We start from the raw sequence: 15894 nt of genomic DNA, 5'->3' as shown, positions 1-15894 counted from the left end.
CGTACGATGCGGGGCCGGGCATTCCCTCGTCCGCGTGGAGGTACCGATCGATGGCAGGCCAGCAGGACGGGTTCGCCCTCGGCGTCGACCTCGGCACGTCCAACACCGTCGCCGTGCTGCGCCGGCCGGACGGGCGGACCCGGCCGCTGCTCGTCGACGGGCAGCCGATCCTCCCCTCCGGCGTGTACGCCGACGCGGACGGGCGGCTGCACGTCGGCCGGGACGCGCAGCGGCTGGCGCAGGCCGACCCGGGCGGGTACGAGCCGAACCCGAAGCGCCGGGTGGACGAGGCGAGCGTGTCGCTGGGCGGGCGCGCGTACCCTCCGGCGGAGCTGCTGGCGGCGACCCTGCGCGCGGTGGCGGAGTCGGCGGTCGCGGCGGCCGGCTTCCTGCCCCCGGCGGTGGTCACCTACCCGGCGGCCTGGGAGGCGCCCCGACGGCAGGTGCTGCACGAGGCGCTGGCGCTCGCCGGCTGGCCCTCGGCCGCCGAGCACACCATGTCCGGGCCGATCCCGCCCGGGACCCGCCTGTTGCGGGAGCCGGTGGCCGCCGCCCGGTACTACACCGACGTGCTGCGCAGGCCGGTGCCGGTCGGCGCCGCGGTCGCCGTCTTCGACTTCGGCGGCGGCACGCTGGACGTCGCCGTGGTCCGCAACGAGGGCGCCGACCCGTGGGGGGACTCCGGGTTCACGGTGATCTCCAGCGGCGGGGTGGCCGACCTGGGCGGCCTGGACCTGGACGCCGCCCTGGTGGGCCGGCTCGGGGAGCTGGTCGCCGCCGCCGACCCGGCCCGCTGGGCCCGGCTGACCAGCCCCGGGACGGCCACCGAGTGGCGGGACCGGCAGCAGCTCTGGGACAACGTGCGCGGGGCGAAGGAGATGCTGTCGCGGGCCACCGTCGCCCCGGTCGCCGTACCGGGGGTGGAGACGGCGGCGCGGCTGGAGCGGGCCGACCTGGAACGGCTGGCCGCTCCCCTGCTGGCCCGGGCGGTGGCCGCGACCCGCGAGGTCATCGCCGGCGCGGGGCTCACGCCGGAGCAGCTCGCCGGGCTCTTCCTGGTCGGCGGGTCGTCCCGGATACCGCTGGTGGCCCGGATGCTCCACGCCGAGCTGGGCATCGCGCCGACCGTGCTGGAACAGCCCGAGCTGCCGGTCGCGGAGGGCGCGCTGACCGACCTGCCGCTGCCCCGGTCCCGGCCGACGCCGGTCGCCGCCGGGGCACCCGCCCAGGCGGCGGCAGCCGCAGCGCCCGCCCCGGCGGCCGCGCCCGCAGCCGCCGGTCATGGGAAGACGGCGACGGCGGCGACCCTGCCCCGGCCGGCGCCGACCCCGCCCGATCCCTACCTGCCCGGGCAGGCGGTGCCACCGGCAGCCGGGCCGGTGGCGGGTGCGCCCGGCGTACCCCGGTCGGCTCCGCCGGTGTCGCCGGCGCCCGGCGGCGGTCCGGCCGGGCCGGCACGGGGCCGGCGGGGGCTCTGGATCGGGCTCGCGGCGGGCCTCGCGCTGGTCGGCGTGGTGGCCGCGACGGCACTCTGGCTGACCCGGGACCGCTACCCGGCGCTGGAGTTCCGGACCCCGGAGGTGGTGGCCACGCCGAAGGCCGGCGCGGAGCGGGCGACCGCGATGTTCACCGCCGTCCTCGGCGACCGCGCCTACCTCGCCCACCGGTTGCCCGACGACCGGCTCGAGGTGGTGGGGGTCGACGCCGGCAGCGGAGGCGAGCTGTGGCGCAGGCAGACCCGGGCCGGCGCGCAGCAGTGGGCCGGGCTCCGGGCGCTGCCCGGCGCGGTGGCGGTCCTCGCCGACGCGCCCGGCGACAGCACGCCGCGCGACCTGCTGGTGCTCGACGCCGGCTCCGGCGAGGAACGCTGGCGGCTCTCCCTGCACGGCGACGACGACCTGCACTACACCCGGGACACCGTGGTGTGGGTCGACCGGACCGGCGATCGCCTGGTCGGCCTGCGGTTGCGCGACGGCCGCGAGACGTGGCGCCGGGACAGCCCGCGCAGCGAGTACGGCGAGAGCCGTACCCGGGTGGTGCGGGTCGGCACGGCGGAATCGTCGGGCGGCGCCGCGTCCTTCAGCGGCGTGCCGACGGTGCCCTGGCTGGGTACCGCCGACCGGCTGGTGCAGGTGGGCGCCGACCGGTCGGTCCGGCTGATCGACATGGGCAGCGGTGACGTGCTGCGTAGCCGGCCCAACGTGGCCGACGTCGACGACCTGGTGGCGGCGTACGGCGACCGGCTGTACGTCACCGAGGACGAGCGCGGCTACCGGCTGCTCGGGTACGACCTGGCCAGCCTCGCCGAGCCCGACGTGCTCCACAGCGCCCCCGACGACGGGCGCCGGCCGAAGTCGCTGGTCGCCTGTGGCGAGCACCGGGCCTGCCTGCTGGAGGTGCCGGACGGCGAGACCGCACGCACCGAGGTGGTGGTGGCGACCGAGGGGAAGGGCAGCCGGCACTGGGCCGCCCCGGAGGCCGACGGGCTGGTGCCGGTCGGCGAGCACCTGCTGGTCCGGCGGGACTCCCCGCAGTCCGCGGTCACCCTCTTCGACGCCGACGGCCGGGCGGTGCTGCCCGACCGGGACGGGGTGGCCGTCCGGCTGGACGCGGGCAACCTGCTGATCTTCGCCGAGCCGCCGAGCACGGTCGAGGACGACCGCAGCCTCGCCGGGATGGCGGTGGGCGCGGACTCGCCGTTCGAGATGGGTCAGCTCAAGGACGTCCGCAGCGGTTCCTGCTCGTGGAACACCACGGTGATCGCCTGCGGTCGGGAGAAGGACTTCGTGCTGTACCGCTTCGCCGGGGACGGCTGAGCCGCCCGCGAGCCGGCCGTTTTCCGCCGGTTCGCCCTGGGTAGGGCATGTGCATGGAGACGAACACGAACGCGTACCTGGTCGGTGGCCCCCGTGACGGCAGCACTCAGCAGGCGGAGAGCGCCCTGCTGGAGATCGAGTTGGACGGCATGATCCACCGCTACGTGCGCACCACGAAGCAGCACGGCGAGGACGGCACGGTCTACAACTACGACGGCATGGTCGCGCCGGACGGCGGGCAGCCCGGCGTCGAGGACCCAGCCGCCCGGGTCGCCTCCCCCAAGGCGGACGCCGAGGGGCACGGCGGCACGTCGTGACGGCGTGGCCGGGCACGGATGAACAGCGGCCGGCGGGGTAAGCACGGCCGGCCTGGTGGAGAACGACCAGTTGTCGCGGCATCCCGCGACCGGACGCGCGGGCGGGCGGCCCCGGCCGACCCGCCCGCGAGTTACGGGGTCAGTTGCCCGTGACGAAGTTCCAGACCGACACGACCCACTCGGTCTGCTGCAGGTAGGCGACCCCGACGCCGACCAGGAAGATCGCGGTCACCAGGTGCGCGCCGCGCGCGCCGCGCCGCACCCGGCCCAGCTGACGTTCCCAGATCACCCGCCCGACCAGGCGGGACAGCGCGAAGAGGCCGACCGCCACCAGCAGGCTCAGCACGAAGGTGAGCAGCGGCGCGCCCAGGTCACCCCGGCCGGAGATCGCCCAGATCCCCCAGCAGACGAAGGCGAAGAGCGCCCCCGCCATGCTCCACTCGCGGCCCTGGCGCAGCTGCGCCAGGTGCCAGCTCATCGGCCGGCGCGGGGCGGGCTCGGACCAGCCGTGGTCACCGCCGTCGACCGTCGGGAACTGCTCGGTGCGTGGGGTACGCGGCCGCCCGACGGAGGCGACGCCGGGGCGGAACGCGTCCCGCTGCTGCGGCACCGCGACACCGGGCTGCGGCGGCACCTCGACGGTCCGCTCCGCCCACGGCTGTGTCTGGTCTGCCATGTCCTGTTCCTCCCCTGACCGATGCCGGCCTTCGACCGGCCCGCCGTCTTCGAGGGTAGCCAGCCGGCAAACCGGTCGCCGCCCCGCCGATGTTCGGCTGGACAGGGGCGATGAGCCGCCCCGCCGCCGACGTGCAGATCCCGGCCGCGTCCGACTTCGGGGAGATCGCCGACCTGATCGGTGACGCGTTCCACACCGCCCTCGACGCCGAGGTCCGCGAGGTCGAGCGGGACATCTTCGAGCCGGAGCGGTCGCTGCTGGCCCGCGACGGGGGGCGGGCGGTGGCGCACGCCTCCGCCTTCACCCGCACGCTCACCGTCCCCGGGGCCACGATCGCGGCGGCGCACGTCACCATGGTCGCGGTGGCCGTCACGCACCGCCGCCGGGGACTGCTCCGCGAGCTGATGCGCCGCCAGCTACGGGAGATCCACGACGCCGGCCGGGAGCCGGTCGCGGTGCTCTGGGCCAGCGAGGGGCGGATCTACCCTCGGTTCGGCTACGGCCTGGCCGCGCAGCGCCTCGCCGTCGACTGCCCGGCCACCACCGAGCTGCGGCTGCCGGAACCGGCGTCCGCGCCGGGCACCCTCCGCCTGGCCGACCCGGTCGCGTCGCAACCCGAGCTGGCCCGGGTGTACGACCGGGTGCGGCCGGACCGCCCCGGCTGGTCGGGCCGGAACGCGCGCTGGTGGCGGTACGTGCTGGCCGACCCGGCCGCCTGGCGGGGCGGGGCGGCCCCGCGCCGGGCGCTGCTGCACGAGGGGCCGGACGGCGTCGACGGGTACGCGCTCTGGCGGACCCGGGAGGAGTGGGACCAGCGCGGGCCGCGCGGGCAGGTGCGGGTGGACGAGGTGGTCGCCGCCGCCCCCGAGGCGTACCTGGCGCTGCGGCGGACACTCTTCTCGATCGACTTCCGGGAGCTGCGTCCCGGCGCGCTCGCCGCCGCCGGGCCGGCCTTCGGGTGGCACCGCGCCCCGGCCGCGATGGAGGTCTTCTGAGCGCCGCCGGGGCCCCCGGAGCCGGCGCGGGCGGTACGGTCGGCTGATGGCGGATGTGGAGCGACGGCGACGCCGGCTGCGGCACCAGCCCGACGGGGCGGCCGGAACCGGCGATGGCCCGGCGGCGGCCACGGCGGAGGTGCACGACGGCACACCCCCGCCCCGCGCGCGGCGCGGGGCCGAGGAGAGCGAGCGGGGCCTGCGGGGCCTGGTCGGGTCCGGCTCCTCGCAGGTGGGGGTCGGCGCCGCGTTGCGGGCCCGGGACGCCGCCCGGCCGACCGACGAGGACCTGGCCGACGCGGAGGCCCGGCTGGTGATCGTCCGTCGCAACTGGGTGCCCCGCGAGGACCTGCCCCGCTCCAGCCGGTGAACCGGCGCTGGGCCGGCCCCTGCGCGGCGCCGTCGACCCGGAGCTGGACCGGCCCCGGGAGGGCCGGTCCTCAGGCGGCGGTCAGGGCAGCTCGGGGAGCCGGCGGGTGCGCTCGTAGTCGGCCATCTGGGCGATCCGGCGGGAGTGCCGCGGGTTGCCCGAGAAGGGCGTGGTGAGGAACGCCTCGACGATGGCGGTCGCCTCGTCCAGGGTGTGCTGGCGGGCGCCGACGGCCACCACGTTGGCGTCGTTGTGCTCCCGGCCGAGCTGGGCGGTCTCGACGTTCCAGGCCAGCGCCGCCCGGACGCCGGCGACCTTGTTGGCGGCGATCTGCTCGCCGTTGCCCGAGCCACCGATGACCACCCCGAGGCTGCCCGGGTCGTTGACCACCCGGTCGCCGGTGTGCAGGCAGAAGGCCGGGTAGTCGTCGTCCGGATCGAAGGCGTGCGGGCCGACGTCGACCAGCTCGTAGCCCTGCTTGGTCAGGTGGTTGGCCAGGTGCACCTTCAACTCGAAACCGGCGTGGTCGGATCCCAGGTAGACGCGCATACCGCGCAGTCTGTCAGGCCGCGCCCCGGCACGTCGCGCGGGCGGCGTACCGGGGCGGATTCGTCACAGCGTCGGCCGGGGCAGCTCCGCGACGACCAGGCCGCCGCGCGCCTTCGGGGTGAACCAGGTGCTCTTGCGGGGCATCTTCTCCCGGGCCAGGTTGACCGCGACGAAGTCGTCCACGGTCACCGGGGCGATGAGGATCGCCAGCTCGGCCCGGCCCGCGTCCACCTCGCCGGTGAGCCAGCTCGCCGGGTAGTCGCCGCCGACGTAGGTGATCCGCTTGTCGCCCGGGTCGAGGCCGAGCGCGTCGCGCAGCAGCAGCCGCTCGACCAGCGCGTGGTCCAGGTTCTCCAGCCGGCCGGCGCCCTCGTCGTGCGGCAGCGCGACCGCGTACCCCTGTCCGGGGAGCCGGAGGTGGACGGTGCCGCCGGCCCGCGGGACCTCGACCGGACCGGCGATCGGGGTGATCGTCGCTCCGGCGGCGCGCAGCCGGTCGAGCAGCTCGTCCGGCGTGGTGGTCAGCTCGCTGACCAGCCGGTTGTAGGGCTGGATGGCGACCGAGGCGGGCGTGGTGACCACCGCGAGGAAGCGGGACAGACCGCCGGTCTGGGCGGCCAGGCTGCGGTGGTTGCCGTCGGCGACCACCAGTTCGCCGCCGCCGGCCAGCGCGGTCAGCTCGTCCTGCTGCGGGCCCGGGCCGAGCAGCCAGATGGCGTGCGTCCGACCGGCCTGGTCGGTGTCGGTCGCGGCGGGCGCCCCGGCCGACTCGGCCGCCGCCGCGAGCGCGGCGTGCAGCTCGTCGCCACGCCCGGTCTGGAGCAGGAGTACGGGCGAGAGCAGGTGCCCCAGCGCCTCGGCGAGCGCGACCCGCTCCCGCACCTTGGCGATGAAGACGTCCTCGTTGCGGATGACCAGGCCGGGCTCGTCGGCGCTGGTGGAGATCTGGTCGGTGTCCACCATGGCGAACAGCCCGTACGCCGACTCGTCGCCCGGCGCGCTGATCCGGTAGAGGACCACGACCTGCTCGGCCGGGGTGTAGCTGCCGTCGGCCTTGGCCTCGGCGAGGCGGGCCACCGCGTCGCCGAGCGCGTCGAGGAAGGACTTCCCGAGGCTCTCCGGCGCCCGGTGGGGCATCTCGATGCCGAGGGCACTGTGCGGGTTCGCCTCGATGATCGCGGTGATCTCCGCGTCGTCGGCGAACTCGTCGTAGTTCTGCGCGCCGGTGCCGCCAGTGGTGATCCAGGCCCGGGCGATCGGATGCACGACCGTCATGCCCGTTGACGCTACCGGCGGCGGCGACCCGGGCGACGCGTACCCCGCGCCGGGTCCACCAGATGAACCGCTCATCCCCGCTCGGCCGGCTCCTTGGCGCGGCGGTGCCGCCCGGTCTGGCCGGGGACCGGCGCGACCCGGCGGGCGGGCGTGGTGCCGCCCGGGCCACCCGGCCGGGCCGGCGGGGCGCCGGGCGGGGTGGCCCGGGAGGTGACCGGGACCCGGGCCACGCCGACCACGATCGGCGGGGCGAGCAGGTCGACCATCTCGACGGGGAGCTGGGGGCTGACGATGGGCCAGTGGCAGTCGTCGACCGACCAGTACGTGGCGGGGTCGGCCACCTCCTGGCTGGTGGACGGGTCGTCAGCGGACGGACGGCGGTGCTTGGCCATCGGGAAGCCTCCGGGTCGGCCGGGTGCGGCCGCTGCGGCCGCTGCCACCGGGAAAAACGACACCGTGCCCGGGAGGGTGACGCGGCATCGGCGGCGGCCTGAGGGGCTGCCGGCGTCAGTGGACCCGCTCGACGGGCGAACCCGGTGCGCGGACGCTGTGGAGCTGATGTCGTGAACGAATCACCAACGAATCGTCCACGTCATCAGTTCGACAGGAGCCCCACACCGTCCTCGACCCCGGACCGGGTCGTCGCCCCGGACCGGACGAGCGGGCCCGGGGCGACGGCCGGGATTCAGTCGAAGATCGGGCCGAGCTCGCGGGAGCGCTTGAGCTCGTAGAAACCGGGGGTCCCGGCGACCAGCAGGACGCCGTCCCAGAGCCGCCCGGCGGCCTCGCCCTTCGGGGCCGGCGTGATCACCGGGCCGAAGAAGGCCACCTGGGCGCCGTCCGGGCCCGGGGCGTGGATGACCGGGGTGCCGACGTCCGTGCCGACCGGGCGCATCCCGGCCTCGTGGCTGGCCCGCAGCGCCTCGTCGTACTCGGTGGTGTCGGCGACGGCGGCCAGCGCCGGGTCCAGGCCGACGTCGGTGAGCGCGGCCTTGAGCACCTCGGGGCCGAGCTGCTCCTTGCCCAGGTGGATCCGGGTGCCCATCGCGGTGTAGAGCTTCGCCACCGCCTCCTGGCCGTGCTGCTGCTCGACGGCCACGCAGACCCGCACCGGGCCCCAGCCCTTCTGCATCAGCTCCTGGTACTCCTCGGGCAGGTCCCGACCCTCGTTGAGCACCGAAAGGCTCATCACGTGGAAGCGGATGTCCACCTGGCGGACCTTCTCGACCTCCAGCAGCCAACGGGAGGTGATCCACGCCCAGGGGCACAGGGGGTCGAACCACATGTCGACGGTGACACGTTCGGTCACGGTGAGGTCCCTTCGCGACGGGTGATGCGCCGGCAGCCCCGGCGCCGCTGCTTTCGATCCTCACCCCGCAGGGCATCGACTGGTAGCGGAATGAGAGCGTGACCTCGACCACCGCGGGGCGTCGGTGCATGGAAGACTCGGCTCGGGGCCGGCCGTCACGAGCGGCCGACGGGCTGGCGCAGCCGCGAGGCGGCGAGAGTGGGATGGAGACGAAAGTGCCGGGAGTGCGCAACCTGACCCAGGTCGAGGCCACCGAGCGGGCCCGCCTGCTGGAGGTGACCGGATACGACATCAGCCTGGACCTGTCGACCGCGGTGCAGGCCGAGGGCCGTACGTTCCGGTCGGTGACCGAGGTCCGGTTCCGCTGCGCCGAGCCGGGCGCCAGCACCTTCATCGAGACCGCCGCCGACTCGGTGCGTTCGGCGACGCTGAACGGCACGCCGGTCGACCTCTCCGGCTGGTCCGCCGAGAAGGGCCTGGCACTGTCCGGGCTGGCCGCCGAGAACACGCTGGTCGTGGACGCCGACTTCGCGTACTCCAACAGCGGGCAGGGCCTGCACCGCACGGTGGACCCGGTCGACGGCGAGACCTACCTCTACAGCCAGTTCGAGACGGCGGACGCGCAGCGGGTCTTCGCCTGCTTCGACCAGCCCGACCTGAAGAGCGTCTACACCTGGCACGCCACCGTCCCGGAGCACTGGCGGGTGGTGTCCAACATGCCGGTCGAGCGCGAGGAGCCGGCCGGCGAGGCGCTCAAGACCGTCCACTTCGTGGAGTCGGTGCGGATGAGCACCTACATCACCGCGCTCTGCGCCGGGCCGTACCACGAGGTGCGGGACAGCCACGACGGCATCGACCTGGGTGTGTTCTGCCGGGCCTCGATGGCGCCGCACCTGGACTCCGACGACCTGTTCCTGATCACCAAGCAGGGCTTCGACTTCTTCCACGAGCAGTTCGGGGTGCGCTACCCGCTGCCCAAGTACGACCAGCTCTGGGTGCCGGACTTCAACGCCGGCGCGATGGAGAACTTCGGCTGCGTCACGCACGCCGAGTCGCACTACCTGTTCCGCTCGCAGGTCACCGACTTCGAGTACGAGCAGCGGGCCAACACGATCCTGCACGAGCTGGCCCACATGTGGTTCGGTGACCTGGTCACCATGCGCTGGTGGAACGACCTGTGGCTCAACGAGTCGTTCGCCGAGTGGGCCAGCCACTGGTGCAACACCCACGCCACCCGGTTCAACGAGGCGTGGACGACCTTCCTGTCGATCCGCAAGAACTGGGGCTACCGGCAGGACCAGCTCTCCTCCACCCACCCGGTCTACACCGAGATGCCGGACCTGGAGGCCGTCGAGGTCAACTTCGACGGCATCACGTACGCCAAGGGCGCCAGCGTGCTCAAGCAGCTCGTCGCGTACGTCGGCGAGGAGCCGTTCCTGGCCGGGCTGCGGGCGTACTTCGGCAAGCACGCCTGGGGCAACGCCACCTTCGACGACCTGCTCTCCGAGCTGGAGACGGCCTCCGGGCGGGAGCTGCGCAAGTTCGCGGCGCAGTGGCTGGAGACCGCGCAGGTCAACACGCTGCGCCCCGAGGTGACCATCGGCGACGACGGGACGTACCAGCGGGTGCTGGTCCGCCAGGAGGCGCCGGCGGGGCACCCGACGCTGCGCACCCACCGCATCGGCGTGGGCCTCTACGACCTCACCGACGGCCGGCTGGTCCGCCGGGAGCGGATCGAGGTGGACGTCACCGGCGAGCAGACCGAGCTGTCGGCGCTGCACGGCACGCGCGCCGCCGACGTGCTGCTGCTCAACGACGACGACCTGACCTACACCAAGCTGCGGCTGGACGAGCGGTCGATGGCCACGGTGGTGCAGCACATCGCCGGACTGGACTCCTCGCTGGCCCGCGCCCTGTGCTGGACGGCCGCCTGGGACATGGTCCGCGACGCCGAACTCGCCGCCCGCGACTACGTGGCGCTGGCGCTGACCGGGCTCCCCGCCGAGACCGACATCAACCTGATCACCGCCACCCTGCGCCAGGCGAGCACCACGCTCACCGTCTACGCCGACCCGGCCTGGGCGCCGACCGGCTGGGCGGAACTGGCCCGTACCGCGAAGACGGCGCTGGCCGCCGCCGAGCCGGGCAGCGGCTTCCAGCTCGCCTGGGCCCGCGCGTACACCTCGGCGGCCCGCTCGGGTGAGGACCTGGCGACCCTGCGCGGCTGGCTGGACGGCACCGGCGTACCGGCCGGTCTGACCATCGACACCGAGCTGCGCTGGACGATCCTGCAGTCGCTGGTGGCCAACGGGGCGGCCGGCCCCGCCGAGGTCGAGGCCGAGCTGGCCGCCGACCGGACGGCCAGCGGCGAGCGGGAGGCCGCGTACGCGAACGCGCTGGTCCCGACCGCCGAGAACAAGGCGGCGGTCTGGGCGGAGCTGACCGGTCCGCAGTCGCTGCCGAACTGGCGCAACCGGGCGCTGTTGCAGGGCTTCACCCACCCGACGCAGGTGGAGCTCACCGCGCCGTACCGGGAAAAGTACTTCGCCGCCGTGGCGCAGGTCTGGGCGCAGCGGGACAGCGAGCCGGCGCAGGAGTTCGTGCAGCTCGCCTACCCGGCGTACCTGGTCGAGGAGGAGACCGTGGCCGCCACCGACGCCTGGCTGGCGCAGGAGGGGCACCCGGCGTCGCTGCGCCGGCTGGTCGCCGAGGGCCGCGACGGGGTGGTCCGCTCGCTGAAGGCCCGCGCGAAGGACGCCCGGAGCGCCTGACCGAGGAGTACCACGGCCCCGGGGCCGGCGTGGGCGGAAGCCTCGCCGGCCCCGGGGCCGTTATCGTGGCGGATGGAGGTGAGCGTGATGGCACACCCTGGCTACGAGTGGCGCCCACCCGAGCGACGCTGGCGTGAGCAGGATCTTCTCGACCTGCCCGAGAACGGGAACCGCTACGAGCTCATCGACGGGAGCTTGCACGTGACCCCACCTGCCGGGCCGGACCACCACGAGCTGGCGGACGACATCCGGATGGCCCTGCGGCTGGCCGCTCCGGCCGGTTGGCGGGTGATCCGGGAGATCGGGATACGGATTCCGGACGGCAACCTGATTCCGGACATCACCGTGTTGCAGCCGACGGCGCCTCGCGACCGGCTGTGGACCGAGCCGAGCGACGTCGCCCTCGTCGTCGAGGTGGAGTCACCCAACAGCCGCCGGCATGACCGATTCACCAAGCCCGCCCTTTACGCCGAGGCGCGGATTCCTGCCTACTGGCGGGTGGAGCGGAGCGATTTCGGGCCGGTGGTGTACCGGTACGCGCTGGTGAAGGGCGTCCACTACGACCTCCTCGGCACGGTGGGGCCGGACGATGCCGTCGAGGTGGCCGAGCCGTGGCCGATGCGGCTCGACCCGAGCGTCTGGCCGCGCTGAAGCGCAACGAGAAAGCCCGGTCCGCCTGAGGCGGACCGGGCTTCGTCGTACCGCTGGGGCTCAGGCCCGCCCGGCGTGGCTGGCGAGCTGGTCGAGGCCGTTGATGATGCCGCCGGCCAGGTCGCCGCCGCCGAAGGCGGCCACCATCGAGAGCGCGGCGAGGCGGGCGTACGTGTCGGGGATGCGCTTGCGCGCGTGCCGACCGGTGACGACCTCCAGCTGACGCTGGTTGGGCGACACCGCGATCAGGACGGACCGGTCGGGCTCGGCGAGCTGGTGGTGCAGCCGCTCGGCGTGCTCGCGGACCGGCTCGTCGAGGCCGCCCACGTAGACCGAGAAGACCAGGCCGGTGCCCTGGTCGGCCAGGCGGAGCGCCTCGTCGATGCGCAGCAGCTGGCGGGTCGAGAACGGCCCGTCCAGCACCTCGGGCGGGTTTCCCGTCCCGGTCTGCTTCTCACCAACGGTCACTTGCGCCTCCGGTTCCACCGGCCGGCGCCTCGATGCCGGCCTGCTCGAGCTTGTGGCTGGTCAGCGCCGGCGCCTGCGCGCCCGCGGCCAGGGCGGTGCCGGCCGAGTCGGCCAGCTGCTCCGGGCGGCTCAGGAACCAGACCGGGGTGAAGTCGAAGCGACGGCCCGGGCGGTAGCGCTTGGACCCGCCGCCACGGCGGTTGCTGGCGTACACCAGCCCGACGATCACCAGCATCACCGCCGCCGGGATGCCGACGAAGATCAGCAACGTCTCAGTGACAGACAATCCCAACGCCCCCAGGCGGAAAGAGAGACCAGAGCATCCGGGTCGGGTGGAGGGTCATGGCGCCGACCGCCCGACTCCGCTGCCATTCACGTTAGCGGAGTCGACGCCCCGCCAGATTGCGGGGTGCCGATCCCATCCGTCACTGCAGCCTTCCAGTTGCGCCGCGGTGGCGATCAGCCGGGCGTCGTCGCCGTAGCGACCGGTCAACAGCACCCCGACGGGCAGATCCGTCGCGGTACGCCCGAGCGGTAGCGAGACGGACGGGTCTCCCGTCACGTTGAACACGGCGCAGTACGGCGAGAACCGGCGCTGCCGGTCGAAATCGGCGGCCGGGTCCTCATCGGCGGTGAACCAGCCGACCGGTGCCTGCGGTGCGGCCAGGGTGGGGCAGAGCAGCAGGTCGCACCCGGCGGTGCGGCGGACGCCGAGGCGTACCTGGGCCTGGATCTCGCCGAGGGTGGCCAGCAGCGCGCCGGCGCCGACGGCCGCGCCCCGGGCACGCAGGAACCGGGTCAGCGGCAGCAGCTCGGACTCCCGCTCCGGCGGCACCGGGGCGAGCGCCAGCACGTACCAGAGGGTCTCGAAGAGCGGCCACACCGCGGGGCCGAGCGGGCGGTCGACCTCGACCACCTCGTGGCCGGCCGCGGTGAGCAGCGCGGCGGCCCGGTCCACCGCGGCGACGCAGTCGGGATGGACCGGCTCCTCGGCGAGCATCGGGGCGTCGAAGCGGCCGATCCGCAGCCGGCCCGGGGCGGCCCGGCGGGCGACGGCGAGGTAGCCGCCGTCGGGCCGGGGCGGCGGCAGGTACGGCTCGCCGGGCACCGGCACCGCCATCACGTCGAGCAGCGCGGCGACGTCGGCGACGGTCCGCCCGAGCGGGCCGTTCGTCGGCAGACCGAACGCGCCGGAGCCGAGCGGGCCGCCGGAGACCACGCCGCGGCTCGGCTTGTAGCCGACCAGGCCGCAGAGGGCGGCGGGGATGCGCAGCGACCCACCGCCGTCGGAGCCCTGGGCGACCGGGATCAGGCCGGTGGCGACCGCGGCCGCCGCGCCGCCGCTGGAGCCGCCGGCGGTGTACGCCAGGTCCCACGGGTTGCGGGCCGGCGGCGCGACCAGCCCCTCGGAGTAGAGCGAGCAGCCCAGCTCGGAGGTGGTCGTCTTGCCGAGGCTGACCAGCCCGGCGGCGCCCATCAGCCGCACCACGTCGGCGTCGACCGGCGGGACGAAGTCGGCGAAGGCCGCCGAACCGAAGGTGGTGCGCACCCCGGCGGTGAGGGTCAGGTCCTTGATCGCGGTCGGTACGCCGTGCAGCGGGCCGCGCCGCTCGACCGGCACGGCGTCGGCGGCCCGGGCGGCGGCGAGGGCGCGTTCGGGCGTGACCGTGACGAACGCGCCGACGGTGTCGCCGAGCCCGTCGACCCGTTCGAGGTGGTGCGCGACCAGCTCGACGCTGGAGAGTTCGCCCCGCGCGACGGCGGCGGCCTGCTCCAGCGCGGTCAGGTCGTGCGGCTCGGCCATGTCGCCATCCTGCCCGCTCGGCGGCCGGTTGGCCCGGCGACACGACCGGGGCGGGCGGGCGGCTCATACCCCCCTGACATGACCCGACCGGGATTGCCCCCGTCCCGGGACCGGAGGGGAGAGTGACCGCATCGATTCACACCGATCGATGCCACCACCCCCGTCCATCCCGTAGGGAGCCACCACCGTGCAACCTGTCCCCGCCCCGCACATCCACCAGGTCCCGTCCCGGCCGGTGCACCACTGGTCCCGCCGCGCCGCCGGGTCGCTGCTCGCGCTGGCCCTCGCCGGCGCCGGCCTGACCGCCGCACCGGCCGCCCGGGCCGCTGCACCGGACGTCCTCCCGGTCGCGGCGCTCGCCGCCAACCCCTACGAGCGCGGCCCCGCCCCCACCGTCGCCAGCATCGAAGCCAGCCGGGGTCCGTTCGCCATCGCCCAGACCACGATCGCGGCCAGTAGTGTCACCGGCTTCCGCGGCGGCACGGTCTACTACCCGACCAGCACCGCCGAGGGGACGTTCGGCGCGGTGGCCATCTCCCCCGGCTACACCGCGACGCAGTCCAGCGTGGCCTGGCTCGGCCCCCGGCTGGCCTCGCAGGGCTTCGTCGTCATCACCATCGACACCCTGTCCCGGTACGACCAGCCGGCCAGCCGCGGCACCCAACTGCTGGCGGCGCTGGACTACCTGAGCACCACCAGTTCGGTACGGACCCGGATCGACCGGAACCGGCTCGCCGTGATGGGTCACTCGATGGGCGGCGGCGGCAGCCTGTCGGCGGCCAACACCCGGCCCGCGTTGCAGGCGGCGATCCCGCTGACCGGCTGGCACACGGTCAAGAACTGGTCCTCGGTGCGGGTCCCGACGCTGGTCGTCGGCGCCGAGAACGACTCGATCGCCCCGGTCTCCTCGCACTCGGAGCCGTTCTACACCAGCCTGCCGGCCACCCTGGACAAGGCGTACCTGGAACTCAACGCGGCGAGCCACTCCGCACCGACGTCGACGAACGTCACGATCGCGAAGTACAGCATCTCCTGGCTCAAGCGCTTCGTCGACGACGACACCCGCTACGAGCAGTTCCTCTGCCCGGCGCCCCGGGGCACGGCCATCCAGGAGTACCGGGACACCTGCCCGCACTCCTGACGGCGATCGCCGGCCGGACCCGTCGCCCGCTTCGGACGGCGGGTCCGGCTTCGCGGGCGGGAGACGGATCGCCGCCCGCGGCGTCAGGAAAGCGTGCCGGCGGGGGCGACCCACTCGGACCGGGGGCCGCCGACCTCGGTCAGCAGGTCGAAGTCGCGGTCATAGTGCAGAACGGTCGCCGAGTACTCGGCGGCCACGGCGGCGACCGTCACGTCGACCGGGCTGGCGGCGCGGTGGTGACCTCGGGCGGTCAGGGCCAACTGGAGGTCACGGGCTCGCGTCGAGACCGCGGCGGTGACCGGCAGGTCCACCATGAGCTGGGCGCGACGGGCACGGATGGTCATGGCGTCCCGAAAGTCGCGAGCGCTACGCCCGTCCTCGAGATCGAGCGGGAGGCACGTCGCTCCGAGACCCTCCTCGAGGATCGCGGTCAATCGCTTGTACACCACCGGCAGACGCATCCGGGCCCAGGCCGACGTGTCGATCAGATAGAGCCCGCCCGGAATCGTCACGCCGCGTCCTGGCGTCCGCCTGGCGTCTTGTCATCGTCCAGGATTCCGGTCCAATCCCGGTCGACGGCCAGCAGCTCACGTACGGCCTCCAGCCGCTCACTGCGCTCCGCGACCAGTCGCAGCGCCGCGTGGATGGTGTCCTTCTTGCTCTTGGTGCCCAACTCACGACGCGCGCGTTCGAGCAATTCATCGTCAAGATCGATAACAGTCTTCACGAGCAGAGTGTATATCGAGACGCCT

The 15894-nt window shown here is 74.4% G+C and carries 17 protein-coding genes; 7 read left to right on the top strand and 10 right to left on the bottom strand.

Going from position 1 to position 15894, the window contains the following annotated elements; all coding sequences use genetic code 11:
• The first annotated feature begins 50 nt into the window (after positions 1-50).
• Positions 51-2816: an Hsp70 family protein gene (locus V6U88_RS26225; protein WP_334456997.1), complete on the top strand. Its 2766-nt coding sequence runs from the start codon at positions 51-53 to the stop codon at positions 2814-2816.
• A 53-nt stretch (positions 2817-2869) separates the two neighbouring features.
• Complete coding sequence (locus V6U88_RS26220) at positions 2870-3133, top strand: hypothetical protein (protein ID WP_334456995.1); 264 nt, start codon at positions 2870-2872, stop codon at positions 3131-3133.
• A gap of 139 nt (positions 3134-3272) precedes the next feature.
• On the opposite strand, the gene V6U88_RS26215 is transcribed toward V6U88_RS26220, so the two are convergent.
• On the bottom strand, positions 3273-3809 hold the full coding sequence (locus V6U88_RS26215) for a hypothetical protein (protein WP_334456994.1): 537 nt from the start codon (positions 3807-3809) through the stop codon (positions 3273-3275).
• A gap of 110 nt (positions 3810-3919) precedes the next feature.
• On the opposite strand from V6U88_RS26215, the gene V6U88_RS26210 reads away from it, so the two are divergent.
• Positions 3920-4804 carry a GNAT family N-acetyltransferase gene (locus tag V6U88_RS26210; RefSeq protein WP_334456992.1) on the top strand — a complete coding sequence of 295 codons (885 nt, stop codon included), beginning with the start codon at positions 3920-3922 and terminating at the stop codon, positions 4802-4804.
• A 46-nt stretch (positions 4805-4850) separates the two neighbouring features.
• Positions 4851-5174, top strand: coding sequence for a hypothetical protein (locus V6U88_RS26205; protein ID WP_334456991.1), 324 nt, complete (start codon positions 4851-4853; stop codon positions 5172-5174).
• Positions 5175-5255: 81 nt separating this feature from the next.
• On the opposite strand, the gene V6U88_RS26200 is transcribed toward V6U88_RS26205, so the two are convergent.
• From V6U88_RS26200 to V6U88_RS26185, 4 genes are all read right to left on the bottom strand, one after another.
• The gene (locus V6U88_RS26200; RefSeq protein ID WP_334456989.1) at positions 5256-5723 is read right to left on the bottom strand and encodes a ribose-5-phosphate isomerase; all 468 of its coding nucleotides are present in this window, start codon (positions 5721-5723) and stop codon (positions 5256-5258) included.
• 63 nt (positions 5724-5786) lie between these two features.
• The gene (locus V6U88_RS26195) at positions 5787-6998 is read right to left on the bottom strand and encodes a DUF1015 family protein (RefSeq protein ID WP_334456987.1); all 1212 of its coding nucleotides are present in this window, start codon (positions 6996-6998) and stop codon (positions 5787-5789) included.
• Positions 6999-7069: 71 nt separating this feature from the next.
• Complete coding sequence (locus tag V6U88_RS26190; RefSeq protein ID WP_334456986.1) at positions 7070-7390, bottom strand: hypothetical protein; 321 nt, start codon at positions 7388-7390, stop codon at positions 7070-7072.
• Between the two features lie 293 nt (positions 7391-7683).
• Positions 7684-8307 (bottom strand): mycothiol-dependent nitroreductase Rv2466c family protein, encoded by a 624-nt coding sequence (locus tag V6U88_RS26185; protein WP_334456984.1) that lies wholly within the window; start codon positions 8305-8307, stop codon positions 7684-7686.
• A 224-nt stretch (positions 8308-8531) separates the two neighbouring features.
• Here V6U88_RS26185 and pepN point away from each other — a divergent pair, with 224 nt between their 5' ends.
• Entirely contained in the window at positions 8532-11078 is a 2547-nt protein-coding gene (gene pepN / locus V6U88_RS26180) for an aminopeptidase N (RefSeq protein ID WP_334457019.1), read from the top strand.
• A gap of 72 nt (positions 11079-11150) precedes the next feature.
• Positions 11151-11729 carry a Uma2 family endonuclease gene (locus tag V6U88_RS26175; RefSeq protein WP_334456982.1) on the top strand — a complete coding sequence of 193 codons (579 nt, stop codon included), beginning with the start codon at positions 11151-11153 and terminating at the stop codon, positions 11727-11729.
• Positions 11730-11789: 60 nt separating this feature from the next.
• Here the strand turns inward: V6U88_RS26175 and V6U88_RS26170 are convergent, their stop codons facing one another.
• Genes V6U88_RS26170 through V6U88_RS26160 form a run of 3 tightly spaced genes read right to left on the bottom strand, consistent with a single transcriptional unit; the run spans position 11790 to position 14001 of the window.
• Positions 11790-12197 carry a DUF5130 family protein gene (locus V6U88_RS26170; protein ID WP_334456980.1) on the bottom strand — a complete coding sequence of 136 codons (408 nt, stop codon included), beginning with the start codon at positions 12195-12197 and terminating at the stop codon, positions 11790-11792.
• Positions 12184-12483: an aa3-type cytochrome oxidase subunit CtaJ gene (ctaJ, locus tag V6U88_RS26165; protein WP_442934697.1), complete on the bottom strand. Its 300-nt coding sequence runs from the start codon at positions 12481-12483 to the stop codon at positions 12184-12186. Before ctaJ ends, V6U88_RS26170 begins: the two co-directional genes overlap by 14 nt.
• Positions 12484-12537: 54 nt before the next feature.
• A complete protein-coding gene (locus V6U88_RS26160; protein WP_334456978.1) occupies positions 12538-14001 on the bottom strand; it encodes an amidase in 1464 nt (487 codons plus the stop codon).
• A 268-nt stretch (positions 14002-14269) separates the two neighbouring features.
• Between V6U88_RS26160 and V6U88_RS26155 the strand changes: the two genes are divergently transcribed.
• Positions 14270-15142 (top strand): poly(ethylene terephthalate) hydrolase family protein, encoded by an 873-nt coding sequence (locus tag V6U88_RS26155; protein WP_442934700.1) that lies wholly within the window; start codon positions 14270-14272, stop codon positions 15140-15142.
• 83 nt (positions 15143-15225) lie between these two features.
• Here V6U88_RS26155 and V6U88_RS26150 read toward each other — a convergent pair whose 3' ends face one another.
• Both V6U88_RS26150 and V6U88_RS26145 read right to left on the bottom strand, forming a co-directional pair.
• Entirely contained in the window at positions 15226-15654 is a 429-nt protein-coding gene (locus V6U88_RS26150) for a PIN domain-containing protein (RefSeq protein WP_334456977.1), read from the bottom strand.
• The gene (locus V6U88_RS26145) at positions 15651-15869 is read right to left on the bottom strand and encodes a type II toxin-antitoxin system VapB family antitoxin (protein WP_334456976.1); all 219 of its coding nucleotides are present in this window, start codon (positions 15867-15869) and stop codon (positions 15651-15653) included. Before V6U88_RS26145 ends, V6U88_RS26150 begins: the two co-directional genes overlap by 4 nt.
• Positions 15870-15894: the final 25 nt, after the last annotated feature.

It is taken from the genome of Micromonospora sp. CPCC 205739 (assembly GCF_036906795.1).
Lineage (GTDB): Bacteria > Actinomycetota > Actinomycetes > Mycobacteriales > Micromonosporaceae > Micromonospora.
Note: the sequence above shows the minus strand (reverse complement) of the source record. Positions and strands in the feature narration are given on the sequence as shown.

Coding starts and splice junctions, on each gene's coding strand:
- V6U88_RS26200 (WP_334456989.1), bottom strand. CDS start 5,723: ATGCGCGTCTACCTGGGATCCGACCACGCCGGTTTCGAGTTGAAGGTG.
- V6U88_RS26175 (WP_334456982.1), top strand. CDS start 11,151: ATGGAGGTGAGCGTGATGGCACACCCTGGCTACGAGTGGCGCCCACCC.
- V6U88_RS26220 (WP_334456995.1), top strand. CDS start 2,870: ATGGAGACGAACACGAACGCGTACCTGGTCGGTGGCCCCCGTGACGGC.
- V6U88_RS26215 (WP_334456994.1), bottom strand. CDS start 3,809: ATGGCAGACCAGACACAGCCGTGGGCGGAGCGGACCGTCGAGGTGCCG.
- V6U88_RS26195 (WP_334456987.1), bottom strand. CDS start 6,998: ATGACGGTCGTGCATCCGATCGCCCGGGCCTGGATCACCACTGGCGGC.
- V6U88_RS26190 (WP_334456986.1), bottom strand. CDS start 7,390: ATGGCCAAGCACCGCCGTCCGTCCGCTGACGACCCGTCCACCAGCCAG.
- V6U88_RS26205 (WP_334456991.1), top strand. CDS start 4,851: ATGGCGGATGTGGAGCGACGGCGACGCCGGCTGCGGCACCAGCCCGAC.
- V6U88_RS26210 (WP_334456992.1), top strand. CDS start 3,920: ATGAGCCGCCCCGCCGCCGACGTGCAGATCCCGGCCGCGTCCGACTTC.
- V6U88_RS26160 (WP_334456978.1), bottom strand. CDS start 14,001: ATGGCCGAGCCGCACGACCTGACCGCGCTGGAGCAGGCCGCCGCCGTC.
- V6U88_RS26225 (WP_334456997.1), top strand. CDS start 51: ATGGCAGGCCAGCAGGACGGGTTCGCCCTCGGCGTCGACCTCGGCACG.